Genomic DNA, 17,841 nt, shown 5'->3' on the forward strand with positions numbered 1-17,841 from the left:
AAACATCCCATGGCGGACAGGGTAGGACGGCAGACCGGGCGGGCCAAGCGGTTTTCCGCTCGGGTCGGGGTGCCTCAGAACTGTCGGATCATGATCACGGTCTGGGCCACCAGGTAGGCCGTCGAGAACAGCCACGTCACCACGGCCGACCCCAACTCCGTGAACGGATCCGACGAGCGAAGGTGGACGACGATCGCGCCGATCATCAGGGCCACGACCGCGGCACCGGTCACGACGCCCAGCACCGGCACCCAGAAGCCGATCAGGATCCCGACCACGGCCGCCAGTTCGGCGAACCCGATCATCCGGTACCTCTCCCACGGGATGCCGAAGTGCGCGGCCGTGTCACGCATCGGGGTCTGCCCGGTGACCTTGCTGATGCCGGCGATCAGCATCAGCGCCATGGTCAGCGGACCGGAGCTGTTGCGGATGATGTCCCAGATCACGACCCGACGGCCTCGAACTGGTGCTGTCGTACGGCTTCGGCTCGCGCCCACGGGGCACCGGCCGCCGCGAACCCGTTGCCGGCCACGGCTTCGGCCACCCAACGGTCGATGTCACGGACCACCGGGTGGGTCTGGTCGCCCTCGTCGACCCAGGTCACGTCGTCGCCGCCGATCGGGGTCGGTGGCGGCGCGTCCTGCACCGCCTGCAGCACGGCGGTGAAGCCGCTGGTCGACTCCAACGGTGCCAGCAGCGGCACCCCCGGGTCGACACGATGGGCGAGCAGGTTCTCGAACAGGTCGATCCGGTCGAGCTGCTCAGAGGTGGTCGTCCCGGACTCATCGGTGACCTCGAGGATGTCCTCGTTGTAGCGGAACGAGATCCGGCCGCGGTCCCCCACCAGGTCGACCCGGGCCGGCAGCTGTTCGGTGTTGGTGACGGTGAGGGCGGCGACCACCTCGACGCCGCCGGGAGCGGCCGGTTCCACCCGGACGAAGGAGGTGTCGTCCCCCTCGATGTCGTTGGCCCGGTACAGCTCGGTGGTGATCGTGCCGAGCCGGTCGATCCGGTCCAGTCCGGCCAGCCGGAGCGCGGTCGCGACCGAGTGCGACAGCGGGTTGGTGACCACGCCGTCGGCCACCACGACGTCGCCGACCCGCCGCTTCCCGGCCCACGCCGACCGTTGGAAGTAGGCCAGCCTGCGCAGCCACAGTCCGGTGGCGGCGATCCGCTGCACCTCGCCCACGGTGCCGGCGGCCAGCAGGTCGGCGATCCGGTCGAAGCAGCGCGAGCCGAGGCTCTGGAAACCGACCTGGCAGAGCCGTCCGGTCTCGGCCTGGACGGCCAGCAGCTCATCGAAGCCGGGCAGCGATGCGGCCGGCGGCTTCTCCACGTACACGTCGGCGCCGGCCCGCATCGCCGCGGCCGCGAGCGGGACGTGGGTGTGGATCGGCGTGGACACGATCACCACGTCGGGCACGCCGGCGGCGAGCAGCGCATCAAGATCAGCATGAACGGGGGTGCCGGGTGGGGTGTCCTCCCCCGGACCGGCCGGATCGGCGACGCCGACCAGTTCGGTCACCCCGGCACGTCCCAACCTGGCAAGGCGTGCCAGATGGATCCTTCCGTAGCCGCTCGCTCCGGCGAGCCCGACCGTGATCACTTCCGCTGAGCCTCCGCTCGGTTGAGTGCGCCCAGCACGGCGCGCAGGGATGCGGTGACGATGTTGGGGTCGATCCCCACACCCCACACGAGTTGGGCGTCGTCACCCTCGCCGACCTCACACTCCACGTACGCCGCAGCCGAGGCGTCGCCGCCGGCCGAGAGTGCGTGCTCGTGGTAGTCGAGGACGCGGACGTGGGCGCCCTCGGACTGCAGGGCGTCGACGAACGCCGACACCGGCCCGTTGCCCTCACCGCTGATGGTGCGTCGTTCCCCGGCCTTCTCGACGACCGCGGTGACGGTGTCGTGCTCACCGCTGCCCGACGACGCCTGGGTGCTGATCAAGGTGTACGGGCTGGTGCGGTCCAGGTACTCCGACCGGAAGATCGACCAGAGCGTCTCGGCCGACACCTCGCCCCCCTCGGTGTCGGTGCGGGCCTGCACCACCCGGGAGAACTCCATCTGCAGCCGACGTGGCAGGTCGATCGAGTGCTCGGCCTTGAGGATGTAGGCCACCCCGCCCTTGCCGGACTGGGAATTGACCCTGATCACGGCCTCGTAGGTCCGCCCGACGTCGTACGGATCGATCGGCAGGTACGGCGCCTCCCACGGGATGTCGTGCAAGGTCGTCCCGGCTGCCGTCGCCTGCTGCTCGAGTGCTTCGAGGCCCTTCTTGATCGCGTCCTGGTGCGACCCGGAGAACGCGGTGTAGACCAGATCGCCGGCGTACGGGTGGCGCGGGTGGACGGGCAGGTTGGTGCACCACTCGACGGTGCGCCGCACCTCGTCGATGTCGGAGAAGTTGATCTTGGGATCGATGCCCTGGCTGAACAGGTTCATGCCGAGGGTGACCAGGTCGACGTTGCCGGTCCGCTCGCCGTGGCCGAACAGGCAGCCCTCCACCCGGTCGGCGCCGGCCATCAGCGCCAGTTCGGTGGCCGCGACCGCCGTCCCACGATCGTTGTGCGGGTGCAGCGAGATCGTCACGTTCTCGCGGTTGCGGATGTGCCGACCGAAGTACTCGATCTGGTCGGCGTAGGTGTTCGGCGTCGACATCTCCACCGTGGCAGGCAGGTTGAGGATGATCTCCCGCCCGTCCTCGGGCTGCCACACGTCCATCACCGCATGACACACCTCGAGTGCGAAGTCGGTCGGGGTCTGGGTGAAGATCTCCGGTGAGTACTGGTAGCCGAACTCGGTGTCGCCGCAGAACTCCTCGGCGTACTTCATCACCATCTCGGTGCCCCGGGTGGCGAGCGCGATGCACTCGGCCCCGCTCATCTTGAACACGACCCGCCGGAACAGCTCCGCGGTCGCGTTGTAGAGGTGGATGTTGGCCCGTGCCGCCCCCTCCAGCGACTGTGCGGTGCGCTCGATCAGGTCCTCCCGGGCCTGGGTCAGCACCGACACCGTCACGTCGTCGGGGATCGCGTCACTGGTGATCAACTCCCGGACGAAGGCGAAGTCGGTCTGGCTCGCCGATGGGAACCCGATCTCGATCTCCTTGTACCCCATGCCGACGAGCAGGTCGAACATCCGCCGCTTGCGGTTGGGCGTCATCGGGTCGATCAGGGCCTGGTTGCCGTCACGCAGGTCGGTCGACAGCCACCGCGGGGCCGCGGTGAGCTTCTTGGTCGGCCAGGTGCGGTCGGGCACGTCGACCGGGGTGAAGGCTCGATAGCGCTGGTACGGCATCGGGCTCGGCTGTTGCACCGGACGCGGCTGCGTCCGGGTGCCGTGCGGGCTGGGCTGGGACTGGTCGTTGTCGGTCATCTGTCGTCGTTCCTTCGCTGGGATGGGCCGGGTCCGGGCACGTCGGGCTCCGCAGCGAGGAGGAACCCGTCAGCGGGCCTCGCTGCGGCAGCGAAGGAGCAACACCAGCCGCGACACGTTCCGTACTGTACCCCGCGCGTCAGGTCGGTGCGCCCGGGGCGTGGACACGGAGGTCGTGCTCCTCGCGAACGTCGGCCGGCCAGGCCAGGTCGACGCCCTGGCTGGTCAGCAGTCGTTGCAGGTCGGCCAGCTCGTTCGCGTCCGACCGGATCCCGCGTGGCGGCAGCCTCCGCTCGATGGCCTGGTGCACCAGCACCCCGGCCGCCTCACCGATCGCCCACTCGACCGGGTGGAGCCGGTAGGCGCCGTTGGTGATGTGGGTGGTGCCGATGTTCTTGTTGACCGGGATCAGGTTGTCCACCCGTACCGGGATCAGCGATCCCAGCGGGATCTGGAACGGGTGGCAGTTGACGTCGACGTACGTCCGCGGTGCGGTGCTCGGGTGCAGGTCGATCCGGTAGAAGCCGATGCCGACGCTGTCGTCGAACTGCTCCGCACCCCCGATGCCCTGTGGCCGGGCGGCCACCCCGATGTGCTGCTCGAGCACGGTGAACTCGGACCGGATGCGTCGCGCCTCGCGGATGTAGGCGTCCTTGGCGAGCCCGTCGGCGGTGCCGGTCAGGTCGGGTCGCAACCGCAGCCCCGGGTAGCCGGTGCCGCCGTCGGCGTTCGGTGCCTCGGTCTGCATCCAGTACAGGAAGGAGAGCGAGAGCGAACGGCTGCCCTCGAGTGCGGCCGCCCGCTGTTCCGGGGTGACCCCGACCAGCGGTGCCTCCCAGTAGTCGATCATGGGCCAGTTGACCAGGGTCACGTCGTCGAGCCGGGTGCCCCCGACGAGGTTCGCACCGGCCCGGATCTGGCGGTAGCGCCACAGCGCACGCGGTCCGTCCGGGTCGACCCCGCCCTCGGGCTCGAGCAGCTGCCAGTTGCGGTGCTCCAGGGTGACGGGGTGGACGTCGTCGAACGACAGTTGAGATCCGGGCCAGAACGGGTAGGTCCGGGTCTTCCATTCGTCGTAGCGGGCGGGCCGGTCGATGGTGTGGTCCTCGCCGGGCCGGTGGTCGATCGCGAAGCACCAGGTGATCGCCTGCTGGTCCATCGGGTCGGCGACGTCGACGGCGTGCAGCTCACCGGTGTCGGACTTCGCCTCCGCACCGATCACGCTCTCCACGTTGCCGAGTTCGAGGACGTCGCCGAGCTCGGTCGCGTCCAGCACGTACCGGGCGGCGATGGTGACGTCGCCGGCCGGGCCGCTGAAGCTGGCGGCGGTGATCGAGTCGCCGTCGGTGTGGACGTCGGTGAGCTGGTGCTCGAGCAGGACGGTGATCCGGTCCCCCTGCTCGGCGACCAGGTCGTTGAGGACCTTCACCGCGACCGGTGCCTCGTGGCACAGCCGGCTCACCCCGCCCATGCCCGGGTTGAGCTTCGGGTTGTTGCGCGCCTCGTCGGTCAGCGGGAAGTGGTCGCGGTAGTGCTGCCGGATGCGCTCCCGTACGTCGATGTAGGACGTGTTGCCGAGCGACCGGTCCTCGATCCAGGCGTTCTCGTCCGGCGGGACCGCTTGGGCGGTCATCTGCCCACCCAGCCAGTCGGTGTGCTCGGTGAGGACGACCTGATGGCCGAGTCGCGCTGCTGCCAGGGCTGCGGCCACGCCGCCCAGTCCGCCGCCGACCACCAAGATCTCGGTCTGCCGTTCCGCCATGTTGGGACCACTCCTTCGGGTTCAGCCAAGACCCTTTCATGTGGGTTGGGCGTCGTGCTGGCCGGGTCGGATCGCGAGAGCCGTGTGACACTCGCCTCGTGAGCACCGACACCGTGCAGTTGAGCCCCGGTCAACGACTGACCGTCATCTCGTCGACTCCGGCAGCGTTGCAGCTCGAGTCGTCGTGGGATCCCGCGGGCACACCGCCGCGCCGACACTTCCACCCGCACCAGGTCGAACGCTTCGAGGTGCTGGAGGGTGAGTTGACCGTCGAGCTGGGCACCGAGCCCTCCCGCGCGTACGGCGTCGGGGAGGTGCTGGAGGTGCCTGCCGGGGTGAGCCATCGGATGTGGAACCCGTCGGACCGGCCCACCCGGGCCAGTTGGCGGGTGTCACCCGGGATGCGGACCGAGGAGATGTTCCGGTTCATCGACGCAGGGCTGGGCCCGTTGCGGTCGGTGGCGATGCTCGTACGCTTCCGGCGCGAGTTCCGGCTCGGCTGACCCGGCGCGGCCGGGTCGGCCGCCGGAGTTGTCCACAGGAGGATCAGCGCCGGTGGCCGGTCCGTGGCTATCGTGTGGTCCGTTGCACCGCCCACTCCCCCAGTCGGCGACGTCAACGAACGACGTCAACGACGGTGGGCCGACGATGGAGTACGCCGATGGCCGACGCCCCGACCCGCGTGACCCGATGGTGGCGTGGGCTCTCGCTGGGGAGTGCCGCGCTCGTGCTGGTGGCCGTGGCGGGCTGTGTCCCCGATGACGGCCCACCGCCGGGGCCGCCCTCGCCGTCCAGCACGGATGTGACGACGCCGCCAACCTCGCCGACACCGTCGCCGACGATGCCGTCGGAGGCGGACAAGCAGGCAGCCATCAACGCCTACGTCGAGGCGAACAAGATCGTCGATGACGTGTTGATCAACGGTGGGGCGGACACGTTGCCGGAGGAGATCGAGAAGTATGCGACCACGACCGGCAGCTACTACAAGTACGAGTCATCTGGGGTGTTCGAGGCCAAGGCGTTGGGGACGACGTTCAGCGAACGGACAAAGGTCATCGAGAGCGACACGACTGCGGTGGACCGTGATCGACTCAAGGTCTTCGTCTGCGTCGACGCTCGCCACGTCACCATCGAGTACAAGCACATCGAGCCCCGGCCCGGTGTCCTCGTAGCGGGCTACGTCTTCGCTGAACGCAGCGAGGACGGCTGGCGGGTCACCGACTACGAATTGTCCGACGGACTGAAGGAGGTGGCGACATGCGGGCAAGGACGCTGACGGCCGTTGTGGTGTTGGTGCTCGTCGTCACAGGACATTCGGTGCCTTTCGCCAGCGCCGGCATCTCGGGACAGGGTGGCGGCCGTGAAGCAAACATCGAAGCCCGGAAAGAGGAGCAGCGGGCCGCCGAGGCACAGCTGCAGAAGCAGATCAACGATTCCAAGCAGGGCAAGGCAGCCAAGGGACACCGGCCCCTCACCAAGGCCGAGATCGATGCGATCAACCGCGCCATCGAGCAGCGTGCCTACTGGATCCGACGCGTCTGCTTCCCCAGTCAGGTGGACAATGGACTCAGCGAGCAGCGAGCCCTCGAACTCTGCCGCGCCTACGCCGATGCGGTCAGCCCACCAGACACCCGGAACGGGACGAGTCCCGGCGCGCCACCGGCGCCACCCGACCCGGAACTGCTGGCCCAGCAGGCCGTACTGCGGCTGACGGTCCCTGCGGCGACACCCCACGTCGGACCGCCGCCCGAGATCAACCAGTGGAAGATGGCCGTCGTCGGTTATCCGCTGTGGCTCTGGTCCAGTCCCAACCAACCGGTCACCGAAGAGCTCACCGAGCAGGGCATCACCATCACCATGACCGCCCGCAAGACGAGCACCACCTTCGACATGGGCGACGGCACCACCCTCACCTGCCACCGTACGGTGGCCTGGACCCGCGCGGTGAAGGCCAACGCCGAATCCCCGGTCTGTGGACACCGCTACACCGCCCCCTCCCGGAAGGGGCAGCCGTACACAGTCACCGCCACCGACCACTGGGAGGTCTCCTGGACAGCCCTCGGGGAGACCGGGGTCATCCGGCTGGACCCGCAGGCCAGTACGACGCTCCCCGTCGGTGAGCTTCACTCGGTGGTCCGCTGATGTCGCGCCCCTCCCGCTCGCGCCGCGACGCCAGGGGATCGTCGTCCTCACTCATGGCCGCGATCATCGCCCCGGCCATGTTGATCATGGTCGGACTGGTGGTCGACGGCGGCGGCCAACTCGGTGCCGTACGGCAGGCCGAGGCGGTGGCCGCGCAGGCGGCGCGGGCCGGCGCCGATGCCGGTGCCGCCAGTCAGGTGGCCGGTGGGAGCGTCGGGACCACGGCCGCCCGAACCGCGGCCGAGGCCCACCTGCGGGCGGCAGGTGTGTCCGGTGACGTCGTGGTCCAGCAGAACCAGGTGGTGGTGCGGACCACGGTCACCCACCAGACGGTCTTCCTCGGGCTGATCGGGGTGTGGACGCTGCCCGGTTCGGGTGAGGCCGCCGCCCGGATCGTCCCGTCCCAACCGGGGTGATCGGAAAGCCCGGGCCCTCCCTGACGACCCCCTGAATCGCCCCTTCGGAGGAAGGATCGACGCGCGCAGGAGTGTTCACTTGGTACAGGGAGGTTTCATGCGTTTCATACTCAATGTCATCTGGCTCGTACTCGGTGGCTTCTGGCTCGCCCTCGGTTACGTCGCCTTCGGCATCTTGGCCTGCATCCTGATCGTGACGATCCCGTTCGGAGTCGCGAGCTTCCGGATGGCGGCCTACGCGTTCTGGCCGTTCGGCAAGGCGGTGGTCGAGAAGCCGGGTGCCGGTGCCGGATCGGCGATCGTCAACGTGATCTGGTTCATCGTCGCCGGGCTGTGGCTCGCGATCGGACACGTCACCACCGCGGCCGCCCAGGCCGTCACGATCGTCGGCATCCCGATGGCCATCGCCAACCTCAAGATGATCCCGGTCACCTGCTTCCCGTTCGGCAAGGAGATCGTCGACTCCGACTCCATCCCGGCTGGCCAGCGGCCGCTGCACAGCATCTGACCCGCCAACAGCAGTTGATCAGTCACCGAACCTGATCATTCCCCGAACCGGGAGCTGAACTGGCCCGGCGTCATCGCCGTCACCCGGCGGAAGTCGTGGATGAAGTGGGCCTGGTCGGCGTAGCCCAGCAGCAGCGCGAGTTCGGCCGCGTCGGCCGAGCGGTCCCGCAGCCGCTCGGCCGCCTCCTGCAGCCGGCGTCGCTGGATCAGCCACTTGGGCGTCAGCCCGAGCCGGCGGCGGACCAGCCGTTGCAGGGTCCGTTCGGTGACCGCGAACCGTTCACACACCTGGGCCACCCGGACGACGGTCGGTTCGGTCTCGACGAAGGTGACGATCTCGTTGATCAACCGGCCCTCCGCATCGACCGGGAGCAGTCGTTCGAACTCGGCCTGGTAGCGCTCCATCACCTCCCGGTGGTTGGCCTCGGCCTGCGGGTCGTCGTCCATGATCGTCCGGATGTCGTGGGTCATCCGCTCCTCCGACTCCCCCAGCACCTCGCTGACGTCCACGTACCGATCGGTGTAGGCGTCGACGCTCCCGGCGAGCAGGAACCCGGCCGCCGGCCGGAACATGATGCCGGCACCCCACCCGTCCCCGCTGAGCGTGGTGATCGACATCCCCGAGACGACCCCGTAGAACCGGGCGTACGTCGGGCTGATCACGATCAGGCACACCGGATACTGCAGCACCCGCTGCGGTGCCTCCGCACCGGCCGGGACCGACCAGACGGGCAACCAGTAACGCTCGATCAGGTCCGCCCACCTGTCCTCGGCCGGGTAGCGGTGGATCACGTGCGTCCTGTCGTCGGGGTCCCGCAGGTGCGCCCGATCGATCTTGTCGGATTTCAACAATCGCTCCCCTCCGTCGCTTGCCTACCTTGGCATGCATGACCCAGACCGCAGAAACCCACAGCCCGACCATCAACGCGTACGAGGCGGCACACGCCCCGCTGACCGACCTGATCCACGACGTACCGTCCGAGGCCTGGCAGGCCGATTCTCCCTGCGACGGGTGGACGGCCCGCGACGTCGTCGTGCACATGATCGACAGCCAGTACGACTTCCTCACCAGCCACGGCGTCGATCTTGGTCCGTCGACCCGTGAGGAGCCGGACACCGTCGCCGCGTGGGATCGCCACTCGGCCGCCATCCGGCAGGCGATCGCCGACGACGAGGCCATGGCCGCGACGTTCGAGGGCCACTTCGGCACCACCGGCGTGGGCGACACGTTCGTCCGGTTCTACGTGTGGGACATGATCCCGCACCGCTGGGACATCGCCCGGTCCGCCGGCCGGGACACCACCTTCTCGCCCGCCGAGCTCGACCTGCTGGAGGCCGGCATCGACGGCTTCGGCGACGCGCTCTACATGGACGGCATCTGCCAGTGCGGGGTCACCGCGCCGGAGGGCGCCGACCGGCAGACGACGGTGCTCGCCCGACTGGGCCGACAGGCCTGATCACGACCTTGCTTTCTGCCGACCACTGGCAGAGATCTTGACAGCCCCAAACGGTGGGCACAGGATGTCGTTCGGGACCGACCCTCGTCCCGAACGACATCACAGGAGATGTAGCCCATGTCCCGACCCGGACCACGACTCAGCCGCCGTCACCTGCTCGTCGGATCCGCCGGGATCGGTGCCGGCCTCGCCCTCGCCACCGGCGCGGTGCCGGCGATGGCATCCCCGGCACCGACGTTCACCGAACTCGGACCAGCAGTCACCAGCACCAGCGGCTTCTCTAACGGGATGCTGATCGGGCGCAAGCTGTGGCTGGTCACCTCTCGGATGCAGCCGGCCCGCGCCGTGGCGTACGACATCGACGCCCAGCGAGTCACCGACGTCGTCGAACTGCCCGGTGTCGCCGGAACTTGGGGGGCCGACCACGTCGGCACCGACCTGTACATCGCGACCTACACCCCCGCCAAGCTGATCCGCCTCGACACCACCAGCAACACGATCACCGACACCGTCGACCTTGCTGAATCCGTTGCCTGGAACGTGAAGGCGTCACCGGACGGCCACGTCTTTGCCGGCACCTATCCGACCGCCGAGCTGTGGGAGTACGACCCGACCACCCGCACCGCGACCAACCACGGCACGATGCTGGCGGGTCAGACCTACGTGCGAGACCTCGCCGCAAGCGAAACCACCGTCTATTGCGGCATCGGGTCGCAGCCCGGCCTGATCGCCTTCGACCGGGTCACGGGCTCCACCACCGACATCATGCCCCCGGAGTTCGCCGACCTGTCTTTCGTGTCCACCCTCCAACTCAGCGGGGACGTCCTGCTGGCCGGCACCACCCCGCGGGCCAACGTCGCCATGATCAACACGGCCGATCCCAGCGACTACTCGATCGCGCCGATCCCGAACGACGAGCCGTACGTGGTGTCGTTGTACGGCAAGGGCGACGACGTGTGGGTGGGCACCACCAAGAGCAACACGATCTGGCACACCACGGTCGGCTCGACCACGGTGACACCGGTCACCACGGGGACCACCGGAACGATGCGGATGGGACACCTCGACGACACCCGGTTGTGGACCGTCCAAGCCGAGAGCGCCGGCCTGCTCGACCTGACCTCCGGGGAGCTGGATCCGTTCGACCTGAGCTCCGAGCTGCTGCCACCGGCACCGCAGAAGCCGCAGGCGTTGCACTGGGCCGATGGTCGGGTGTTCGCCCCGGGCACTGGGGTGTTGGCGATCCATGCCGACGACGCCTCAGCACCGGTGCGCAACATCTCCACCAAGGGCGAGGTCAAGGACATGGACTCGGCCGGCGGGACCGTGTATGCCGGGCTCTACACCCTTGCCCTGCTCGGCGAACTCCCCAGTGACGACACCGACAGCACGGCGCTGCCAGTCGTGTCGCGGCTCGCCGCGTCGGACGAGCAGACCCGGCCCCTCGACGTCGCCGTCGACGTCGACGCGAACCGCCTGCTCATCGGCACCGAACCCGACTACGGCCGCTGGGAGGGGGCCTTCAGCTGGATGGACCTGACGAGCAAGCAGGTCACCACCTTCCGCGGCATCCTCCCCGACCAGTCGGTCTCGGCGGTGTGTCCGGCTCCGCACGGTGCCTGGCTGGGCGGATCGGTCCGCAACGGTTATGGCACCACGCCCACGCGGGACGCCGCCCAACTGGCCTTCTTCGACTACCGCAGCAACACCTTGACCCAGGTGGTCGAACCGCTTGCCGACCTCTACGCCATCGTCGACCTGCGTCGACGGGGCAACCTCCTGCTGGCCCTCACCAATGCCGGTGTCCTGTGTGGCCTCGACGCCAGGACGGCCCGGCTGCTGTGGACGGTGAAGGTCGGCAGCAGCGGCGGCCGGACCACCTGGTTGGGCAGCCGGCTCGTCGGCACCGACGGCAAGCAGGTGTGGTCGGTCCGGGTGGTCGCGCACCGCAAGCCCTCCGTCGAGGTGATCCACACCGGCCTCGCCGCACAGTGGTACGGGCTGCCGACGGTCACCTCCGACGGCGTGGCCAGCCTGTTCACCGTCCGCGGCCTGGACCTGATCCGGCTGGACCTGGCCTGATCGCCGCACCCGCTCGGACCCCTGATGGGTTGGCAAGTGAGCCGAACCCGCGCAGTATGGAGACGTCCCCAGTCGACGAAGGAGTCTCCGTGACGAACCGCGACCGACCTGTCCCCGGCCCCTCGCGCCGCACCCTGCTCGCCGGCGGTGCCGGCCTCGGTGTCGCTGCCGCCGGAGCGCAACTGCCACTGCCCGCGTACGCCCGAGGCCGCGGCGGCGGCCCCGTGCCCGAGCCGCTCAAGGTGTCCGAGGCGGTGGGGTCGGGCGGTGCGGTGAGTTCGGTCGACCCGTACGCCAGTGACATCGGGGTGGAGGTGCTCGCCCGCGGCGGCAACGCCGTCGACGCCGCCGTGGCCGCCGCGGCGGCACTCGGGGTGACCGAACCGTTCTCCAGCGGCATCGGAGGTGGTGGCTTCTTCGTGTTCCACCACGCCCGATCCGGACGTACCTTCACCATCAACGGCCGCGAGAACGCACCCCGCAGCTTCACCGAGACCACCTTCACCGACGACGACGGCAACGCCCTCAACTTCGACGCGGTGGTGACGTCCGGGCTGTCGGTCGGTGTGCCCGGCACGCTGGCGACCTGGGAGGTGGCGGCCCGCCGGTTCGGTACCCGGCGCCTGGCCGACCTGCTGCGCCCGGCCGAGGACCTGGCCCGGCGCGGCTTCGTGGTCGACCAGAACTACCACGACCACACCGCGTCCAACGCCGAGCGGCTCGCGAAGTTCGTGGCGTCGGCGGAGTTGTTCCTGCCCGGCGGCGAGGTGCCGGCGGTGGGCAGCATCTTCCGCAACCCGGACCTGGCCGACACCTACGAGCGGCTGCGCCGCCGTGGGACCAAGGAGTTCTACCACGGCGCGATCGGCAAGGCCTTGGTCGCCGAGGCCGAGAACCCGACGACCGTGGGTGGTGTCGAGGTGTACCACGGCGAGATGACCCGGGTGGACCTGCACCGCTACCAGGCGGCGGTGCAGATGGCGACCCACAGTCGCTACGACGGCCACGACGTGTACGGGATGAGCATCCCGAGCTCGGGCGGGATCGCCGTCGGACAGATCCTGAACCTGATCGAGGCGTACGAGGACCGCACCGGCAAGGCGCTGGCCGACGTCTCCGAGGTCGACTACCTGCACCGGTTCTCCGAGGCGTGTGCCACCGCGTTCGCCGACCGCAACCGCTGGGTCGGCGACGTCCGTGGCGTCCCGATCGACGAGTTGCTCAGCCGCGGCTTCGCCCGGGAGCGGGCCGAGCTGTTCGACCCGGAACGGGCCCAGGAACGGCCGATCCCATTCGGCTTCCCCGACGGTGACTACGACTCCGAGCCCCGCCGTGGTGACCGGCAGCCGGAGCCGTACGAAGGCCCCCACACCACCCATCTCAACGCCGCCGACCGGTGGGGCAACGTGGTCGCGTACACGCTGACGATCGAACAGACCGCCGGGTCGGCGATCACCGTCCCCGGCCACGGGTTCCTGCTCAACAACGAGCTCACCGACTTCAACTTCGTCCCGCTCACCGAAGGGGTACCGGATCCGAACCTGCCCGGCCCCGGCAAGCAGCCGAGGTCGTCAATGAGCCCGACGATCATCACCAAGCGGGACGAGCCCGTGCTCGCCTGCGGTACCCCGGGTGGGTCGACCATCATCACCACGGTCGCGCAGATCGTGCTCGGTCACCTGACGCGTGGACTGCCGCTGGTCGACGCGATCGCCGCCCCGCGGCTCACCTCCCGCAACGGGTCGAGTGAGCTCGCCGACCTCGGGTTGGCCGACACCGCCACCGGGGCCGCCCTGGTCGACCTGGGCCACCAACTGGCGAGGACGACCTGGATCGGCAACGCGTCCGGCATCGACATCGATCGGCGCAAGCAGACCGCGGCCGCCGAGACCGAGCGAGGCGGCGGCGGGTCGGCGCGGGTGGTCACGCCCACCTGACGGGTCGGCCGGCGTACGGCAGACTCGGCCATGATGGTTCCGCAGGCGACCGCCGCCGGGATCCGTGACGGGCGCATCACCCTGGCCTTCCGCCGTTGGCAGGCGCCGCGGGTCAAGGTGGGCGGGACCCAGCTCACCAGTGCCGGCATCATCCGGTTCGATGCGTGTGAGCCGGTGGATCCCGACGACCTCACCGAGGCCGATGCGCGGGCTGCCGGGCTGCCCGACCTGGCGACGCTCCGGGCTCGTCTCGACCCGGGCGGCGCGCCGCGTCCCCGCGGGCCTCGCGGTGGCAAGGGTGGCGACACGGTCTACCGGGTCACGGTGAGTTTCGTCGGCGCCGATCCGCGCCTGGAGCTGCGGGAGCGGGTGCCGCGTGGTCGCGACCTGGCCGGGCTGGTCGAGGCGGTGGACCGGCTCGACCGGGGCAAGCGGACCGGGCCGTGGACGTACCGGATCCTGAGCTGGATCGAGCAGCACCCCGGCGAGCTGGCCGCCGACCTGGCGGCCGAACTCGACCGGGAGCTGCTCGGCATGAAGGCCGACATCCGCAAGCTGAAGGCGTTGGGGCTGACGATCAGCCTGCCGAAGGGCTACCAACTCTCAGCACGCGGCAAGGGCTACCTGGCCGCTCGACGACGACGCGAAGCCCGCCTCAGGCCTGGGGAAGCTTGACCGACCCCGGCCGGGGAGCACGCGCCGACGGCGGCGGCACCATCGGGCCGATGTCGCCGTCCGGCGCGGTGTCGAGGTCGACGATCACCGGAGCATGATCACTGGGGCCCTTGCCCTTGCGAGCCTGCCGATCCACCCACGCCGCCTTGACCCGCGAGGTCAGCGGGGTGCCGGCGAGCACCAGATCGATCCGCATTCCGAGGTCCTTGTGGAACATCCCGGCCCGGTAGTCCCAGTACGAGAACACACGTTCGGTCTGCCACCGATCCCGTACGACGTCGTGCAGCCCGGTGTCCAGCAGTCCCTGCAACGCTTGACGTTCCGGCTCCGTGACATGGGTCTGACCAACGTAGGCCTGCGGATCGAAGACGTCGGCGTCGGACGGCGCGATGTTGATGTCACCGCAGACCGCGACCTCGTCCGGCCCGGCCTCAATGACCTCGCGCAGGGCAGCCAACCACGCCAGCTTGTAGTGGTAGTGGTCGGAGTCGGGCTCCCGGCCGTTCGGGACGTAGAGCGAGTGCACCCGGATGCCACCACAGTCGGCCGAGATGGCCCGTGCCTCCGGCTCGGGGAAGCCCGGTGCGCCGTCGAACCCGCGGACCACGTCGGTCAGCCCGACCTTCGACAGCAGGGCCACCCCGTTCCACTGGGCCTGTCCGTACGTGGCGCTCTCGTAGCCGCGCTCGGCCAACGGTTCGGCGAGCAGCTCGGCGAAGGCGTCCTCGGACAGCTTCGTCTCCTGCAGGCACACGACGTCGGGGGCCCGTTCGTCCAACCAGGGCAGCAGTCGGGGCAGTCGTTGCTTGACGGAGTTGACGTTCCAGGTCGCGATGCGCACGACCCCTACCGTACGACCTCAGCCCCACCGTACGACCTCAGGCGGTGACGTGAGCCAGCAGTTGCGGCAGCACCTGCTCCACCGGCCGGTGTGACCGTACGGCGGCGAGCTCATCGGCACGGGTCGGGCCGGCGGTGATGATCATCACCGGCACCCCACGTCTGGCGGCCTGTCGGACGAACCGGAGGCCACTCATCACCGCCAGCGACGAGCCCAGCACCACCAGTCCCTCGCAGGCGGCCACCAATGCCGTACAGGTCTCGACCCGTTCCCGGGGCACCGAATCGCCGAAGAACACCACGTCCGGTCGCAGTCGGTCATGGTTGCAGCCGGGACATCGAGGCGTCACGAACCGGGTCACGTCGACCTCGTCCAGGGCGACGTCGCCGTCGGGTCGGATCTCGTCACTGGTCACCGTGTAGGACGGGTTGGCCGCCCGCATCATCGCATCGAGTTCGGGCCGTGGCAGGCCATCACCACAGTGGTCACACACCACGCGGGCCAGCGATCCGTGGAGTTCGATCACCTGACGGGTGCCGGCACGTTGGTGCAGTCCGTCGACGTTCTGCGTGATCACCCGGTCGACCACGCCGAGTCGCTGCAGCTCGGTGACGGCCCGGTGCGCGGCGTTGGGGCGAGCCCGGTGCAGTCGTTGCCAGCCGACGTACGACCGCGCCCAGTAGCGCTGTCGGGCCGCCGAGGACGAGCGCAACTCCTGGATCGTCATCGGCTGCACCCGCCTGGTGCCGTCGGGGCCGCGGTAGTCCGGGATCCCCGAAGCCGTGCTCATCCCGGCGCCGGTGAGCACCAGCCACCGACGCGAACGCAGCTGTTCGGCGAGGACGGTCGCGTCGGCCCCGGGGCCGGCGGGTACTCGCCGTGCCCACGACTGATCGGGTGATCGGAGCTGCGACACGTCTCATCGTACGTCGGCCACTCGTTCGGCCGGCTCGGTCAGTTGGGCGCGCGGCGGGTGGTGCCGGACAGGTCCCACCACACGGACTCGGCGGTACCGCGGACCTCGACCACCCAGTCAGGCGGTCGATCGATCCGGATCGTCGGTTGGTCACCGAGGGTGATCACCTCACCCGACCGGCGCAGCAGGTCGGCGGCATCGAGGTCCCGCAACCGGTCGGTCGCGAACGAGGGCGAGACGGTGTGTTCGGCGGCCGCGACGTGCGGGGTCTCGTCCACCCGGTAGCGGACGTCGACGGGGCCGTCGGGGCCGGTGCCCTGGACGACGACGAACTCACCGTACGCGTAGAGCGACTGCACGTCGTCCACCGCGATCGACAGCAGGTGATCGGCCACCACCGGGAACATCTCCGCGGTCCACATCGGCACCGTGACCAGGGTGGTGGCGACGGCTCCGGGGCTCACGGGCGGGCCGGAACGTGCCGTGGCGGCCGGGCCCGGTGGCGCGGCGGCCGGGACCTGCCAGATGCGGGTGAGCCCCCAACTGGCGCCACCGATCGCGCCGAGCCCGAGCAGGCCGAGCACGGCGCGGCGGCCCCTGCCGCGGTCGCGCGGGACCGGGGGTGGTGCGGATGGGGTGAACGGGACGTCGACGACGACGGCGGCGAGGTCGTCGTGCGTGGTGGCGGCGGCCACCGCCCCCATCCGCTGCTCGAACAGGTCACCGTCGAGCCGCCCGTCGGCCAGCGCCTGGGTCAGCGCCTCCTCGTACGGGACCCGTTCGGCGTTCGACGGTCGCAGGGAGGTCATCGGACCACCCGGATCAGCCGGCTGCCGTCGGCACTCCACACCCCGTAGCCGCTGCCGCTGCCGTACTCGTCGCCGGAGACGTACGGTCGCAGTGCCAGTTCCCCGTCCCAGTTGTCGACGATCAGGTGCGACACGGTCAGGCCGCCGACCACCGACGGGGCGACCGCCACCACCTCGGGGATCACCTCGATTGCCACGTCGGCCACGGTGAAGACCAGTGCGGCCTCGTCGAGTTCGCCCATCGGCTCGGCCTCGGGGGCACCTCCGCCGACCATGCTGATGCTGTCCACCACGTCGTCGCGGCCCGGAGCCAGGGCGTCGGCGTAGAACGCGTCACCGTGCAAGGTCCAGCCGGTGAAGCGGGTGTAGCCATGGTCGGTCAACCACTGCAGCGGGGTGGCCAGGCCGTCGACGGCAAAGGTGTCCGTGGCCGACGCCGTCGGTCCGACCTCGACCCCGGAATCGGCGAGCGTCGCCGACAGCTTCGAGACACCGCCGGCGATGACGAACCCTGCGGTCACCGCGCCGAGCGCTAACAGCCCCCGTCGGGTCCATGACGGTCCCGGCCGTTCGGGGGGTTGCTCGGCGACGGTCCGCGCGGCGGGCTCGCGGGCCTCGGGCAGGACGATCCCCGTCGGTGGGCAGGCCTTCCAGCAGGGTCCGCAGGTCCGATGTCGTGGTGGCCAGGTCGACCAGTTCGAGCCGGGTGGCGAACTCCGAGTCGTCCAACCGCCCTTCCGCGTACGACTGGGAGAGCGCGTCACGGACCGAGTCACGCTCGGCGAACGAGGGACGCAGGGACCGCATGGCTCCATCATCCCAGCATCCGTTGACACCACCGCGACCGCAGGCCACGATGGTCGGCACCGGCGTTCCCGCCGGCTGTTCCCGACCGCGCATCCCCCGCTGCGAGAGGACG

General features: G+C 69.7%; 18 protein-coding genes and 1 pseudogene. 9 read left to right on the forward strand and 10 right to left on the reverse strand.

The genetic code is table 11. The features are described 5' to 3' along the window. Positions 1-74: 74 nt before the first annotated feature. The 4 genes from ACQBAU_RS12320 to ACQBAU_RS12335 form a co-directional block, all read right to left on the reverse strand. Positions 75-446 carry a DoxX family protein gene (locus ACQBAU_RS12320; protein ID WP_434550724.1) on the reverse strand — a complete coding sequence of 124 codons (372 nt, stop codon included), beginning with the start codon at positions 444-446 and terminating at the stop codon, positions 75-77. Next, the gene (locus ACQBAU_RS12325; protein ID WP_465259361.1) at positions 443-1,693 is read right to left on the reverse strand and encodes a Gfo/Idh/MocA family protein; all 1,251 of its coding nucleotides are present in this window, start codon (positions 1,691-1,693) and stop codon (positions 443-445) included. The genes ACQBAU_RS12320 and ACQBAU_RS12325 overlap by 4 nt, the downstream gene beginning before the upstream one ends. Continuing rightward, the gene (leuA, locus tag ACQBAU_RS12330; RefSeq protein ID WP_465256406.1) at positions 1,603-3,378 is read right to left on the reverse strand and encodes a 2-isopropylmalate synthase; all 1,776 of its coding nucleotides are present in this window, start codon (positions 3,376-3,378) and stop codon (positions 1,603-1,605) included. Before leuA ends, ACQBAU_RS12325 begins: the two co-directional genes overlap by 91 nt. A gap of 139 nt (positions 3,379-3,517) precedes the next feature. Continuing rightward, positions 3,518-5,140: an FAD-dependent oxidoreductase gene (locus ACQBAU_RS12335; protein ID WP_465256405.1), complete on the reverse strand. Its 1,623-nt coding sequence runs from the start codon at positions 5,138-5,140 to the stop codon at positions 3,518-3,520. A gap of 98 nt (positions 5,141-5,238) precedes the next feature. On the opposite strand from ACQBAU_RS12335, the gene ACQBAU_RS12340 reads away from it, so the two are divergent. From ACQBAU_RS12340 to ACQBAU_RS12360, 5 genes are all read left to right on the forward strand, one after another. Further along, positions 5,239-5,643 (forward strand): cupin domain-containing protein, encoded by a 405-nt coding sequence (locus ACQBAU_RS12340; RefSeq protein ID WP_434550728.1) that lies wholly within the window; start codon positions 5,239-5,241, stop codon positions 5,641-5,643. A 158-nt stretch (positions 5,644-5,801) separates the two neighbouring features. Next, on the forward strand, positions 5,802-6,416 hold the full coding sequence (locus tag ACQBAU_RS12345) for a hypothetical protein (protein WP_465256404.1): 615 nt from the start codon (positions 5,802-5,804) through the stop codon (positions 6,414-6,416). Positions 6,417-6,457: 41 nt separating this feature from the next. Continuing rightward, positions 6,458-7,282 (forward strand): hypothetical protein, encoded by an 825-nt coding sequence (locus ACQBAU_RS12350; protein WP_434550730.1) that lies wholly within the window; start codon positions 6,458-6,460, stop codon positions 7,280-7,282. Positions 7,283-7,335: 53 nt separating this feature from the next. Continuing rightward, positions 7,336-7,698, forward strand: a complete 363-nt coding sequence (locus ACQBAU_RS12355; protein ID WP_465259362.1) for a pilus assembly protein — start codon at positions 7,336-7,338, stop codon at positions 7,696-7,698. A gap of 97 nt (positions 7,699-7,795) precedes the next feature. Next, positions 7,796-8,206, forward strand: a complete 411-nt coding sequence (locus tag ACQBAU_RS12360; protein ID WP_465256403.1) for a YccF domain-containing protein — start codon at positions 7,796-7,798, stop codon at positions 8,204-8,206. Positions 8,207-8,241: 35 nt separating this feature from the next. Here ACQBAU_RS12360 and ACQBAU_RS12365 read toward each other — a convergent pair whose 3' ends face one another. Beyond that, positions 8,242-9,054, reverse strand: a complete 813-nt coding sequence (locus tag ACQBAU_RS12365; protein WP_465256402.1) for a helix-turn-helix domain-containing protein — start codon at positions 9,052-9,054, stop codon at positions 8,242-8,244. Between the two features lie 38 nt (positions 9,055-9,092). Between ACQBAU_RS12365 and ACQBAU_RS12370 the strand changes: the two genes are divergently transcribed. The 4 genes from ACQBAU_RS12370 to ACQBAU_RS12385 all read left to right on the forward strand — a co-directional run bounded on the left by ACQBAU_RS12370 (position 9,093) and on the right by ACQBAU_RS12385 (position 14,356). Beyond that, positions 9,093-9,662, forward strand: coding sequence for a maleylpyruvate isomerase family mycothiol-dependent enzyme (locus tag ACQBAU_RS12370; RefSeq protein WP_465256401.1), 570 nt, complete (start codon positions 9,093-9,095; stop codon positions 9,660-9,662). Between the two features lie 117 nt (positions 9,663-9,779). Beyond that, on the forward strand, positions 9,780-11,744 hold the full coding sequence (locus tag ACQBAU_RS12375; protein ID WP_434550735.1) for a hypothetical protein: 1,965 nt from the start codon (positions 9,780-9,782) through the stop codon (positions 11,742-11,744). Between the two features lie 89 nt (positions 11,745-11,833). Next, on the forward strand, positions 11,834-13,681 hold the full coding sequence (ggt, locus tag ACQBAU_RS12380) for a gamma-glutamyltransferase (RefSeq protein WP_465256400.1): 1,848 nt from the start codon (positions 11,834-11,836) through the stop codon (positions 13,679-13,681). A gap of 30 nt (positions 13,682-13,711) precedes the next feature. Beyond that, positions 13,712-14,356 carry an ASCH domain-containing protein gene (locus ACQBAU_RS12385; protein WP_434550737.1) on the forward strand — a complete coding sequence of 215 codons (645 nt, stop codon included), beginning with the start codon at positions 13,712-13,714 and terminating at the stop codon, positions 14,354-14,356. Here the strand turns inward: ACQBAU_RS12385 and ACQBAU_RS12390 are convergent. The 5 genes and pseudogenes from ACQBAU_RS12390 to ACQBAU_RS12410 form a co-directional block, all read right to left on the reverse strand. Beyond that, positions 14,337-15,197: an exodeoxyribonuclease III gene (locus ACQBAU_RS12390; protein ID WP_465256399.1), complete on the reverse strand. Its 861-nt coding sequence runs from the start codon at positions 15,195-15,197 to the stop codon at positions 14,337-14,339. The two genes, ACQBAU_RS12385 and ACQBAU_RS12390, sit on opposite strands and share 20 nt — an antisense overlap. A 37-nt stretch (positions 15,198-15,234) precedes the next feature. After that, a complete protein-coding gene (locus tag ACQBAU_RS12395; protein ID WP_465256398.1) occupies positions 15,235-16,113 on the reverse strand; it encodes an NAD-dependent protein deacetylase in 879 nt (292 codons plus the stop codon). 38 nt (positions 16,114-16,151) lie between these two features. Next, positions 16,152-16,922 (reverse strand): DUF1707 SHOCT-like domain-containing protein, encoded by a 771-nt coding sequence (locus ACQBAU_RS12400; RefSeq protein ID WP_465256397.1) that lies wholly within the window; start codon positions 16,920-16,922, stop codon positions 16,152-16,154. Further along, positions 16,919-17,443 (reverse strand): hypothetical protein, encoded by a 525-nt coding sequence (locus tag ACQBAU_RS12405; RefSeq protein ID WP_465256488.1) that lies wholly within the window; start codon positions 17,441-17,443, stop codon positions 16,919-16,921. Before ACQBAU_RS12405 ends, ACQBAU_RS12400 begins: the two co-directional genes overlap by 4 nt. 178 nt (positions 17,444-17,621) lie before the next feature. Continuing rightward, positions 17,622-17,822 (reverse strand): annotated as a pseudogene (locus ACQBAU_RS12410) (DUF1707 SHOCT-like domain-containing protein); the annotation flags it as partial. Between the last annotated feature and the right edge of the window lie 19 nt (positions 17,823-17,841).

It is taken from the genome of Carbonicoccus niuqiaonis (assembly GCF_050157065.1).
Classification (GTDB): Bacteria; Actinomycetota; Actinomycetes; order Propionibacteriales; family Propionibacteriaceae; genus Avipropionibacterium.

Bases quoted from the DNA above. Each gene is read 5' to 3' on its own strand.
- leuA (WP_465256406.1), bottom strand. From the start codon at position 3,378: ATGACCGACAACGACCAGTCCCAGCCCAGCCCGCACGGCACCCGGACG.
- ACQBAU_RS12335 (WP_465256405.1), bottom strand. From the start codon at position 5,140: ATGGCGGAACGGCAGACCGAGATCTTGGTGGTCGGCGGCGGACTGGGC.
- ACQBAU_RS12345 (WP_465256404.1), top strand. From the start codon at position 5,802: ATGGCCGACGCCCCGACCCGCGTGACCCGATGGTGGCGTGGGCTCTCG.
- ACQBAU_RS12355 (WP_465259362.1), top strand. From the start codon at position 7,336: ATGGCCGCGATCATCGCCCCGGCCATGTTGATCATGGTCGGACTGGTG.
- ACQBAU_RS12360 (WP_465256403.1), top strand. From the start codon at position 7,796: ATGCGTTTCATACTCAATGTCATCTGGCTCGTACTCGGTGGCTTCTGG.
- ACQBAU_RS12370 (WP_465256401.1), top strand. From the start codon at position 9,093: ATGACCCAGACCGCAGAAACCCACAGCCCGACCATCAACGCGTACGAG.
- ACQBAU_RS12375 (WP_434550735.1), top strand. From the start codon at position 9,780: ATGTCCCGACCCGGACCACGACTCAGCCGCCGTCACCTGCTCGTCGGA.
- ACQBAU_RS12385 (WP_434550737.1), top strand. From the start codon at position 13,712: ATGATGGTTCCGCAGGCGACCGCCGCCGGGATCCGTGACGGGCGCATC.
- ACQBAU_RS12400 (WP_465256397.1), bottom strand. From the start codon at position 16,922: ATGACCTCCCTGCGACCGTCGAACGCCGAACGGGTCCCGTACGAGGAG.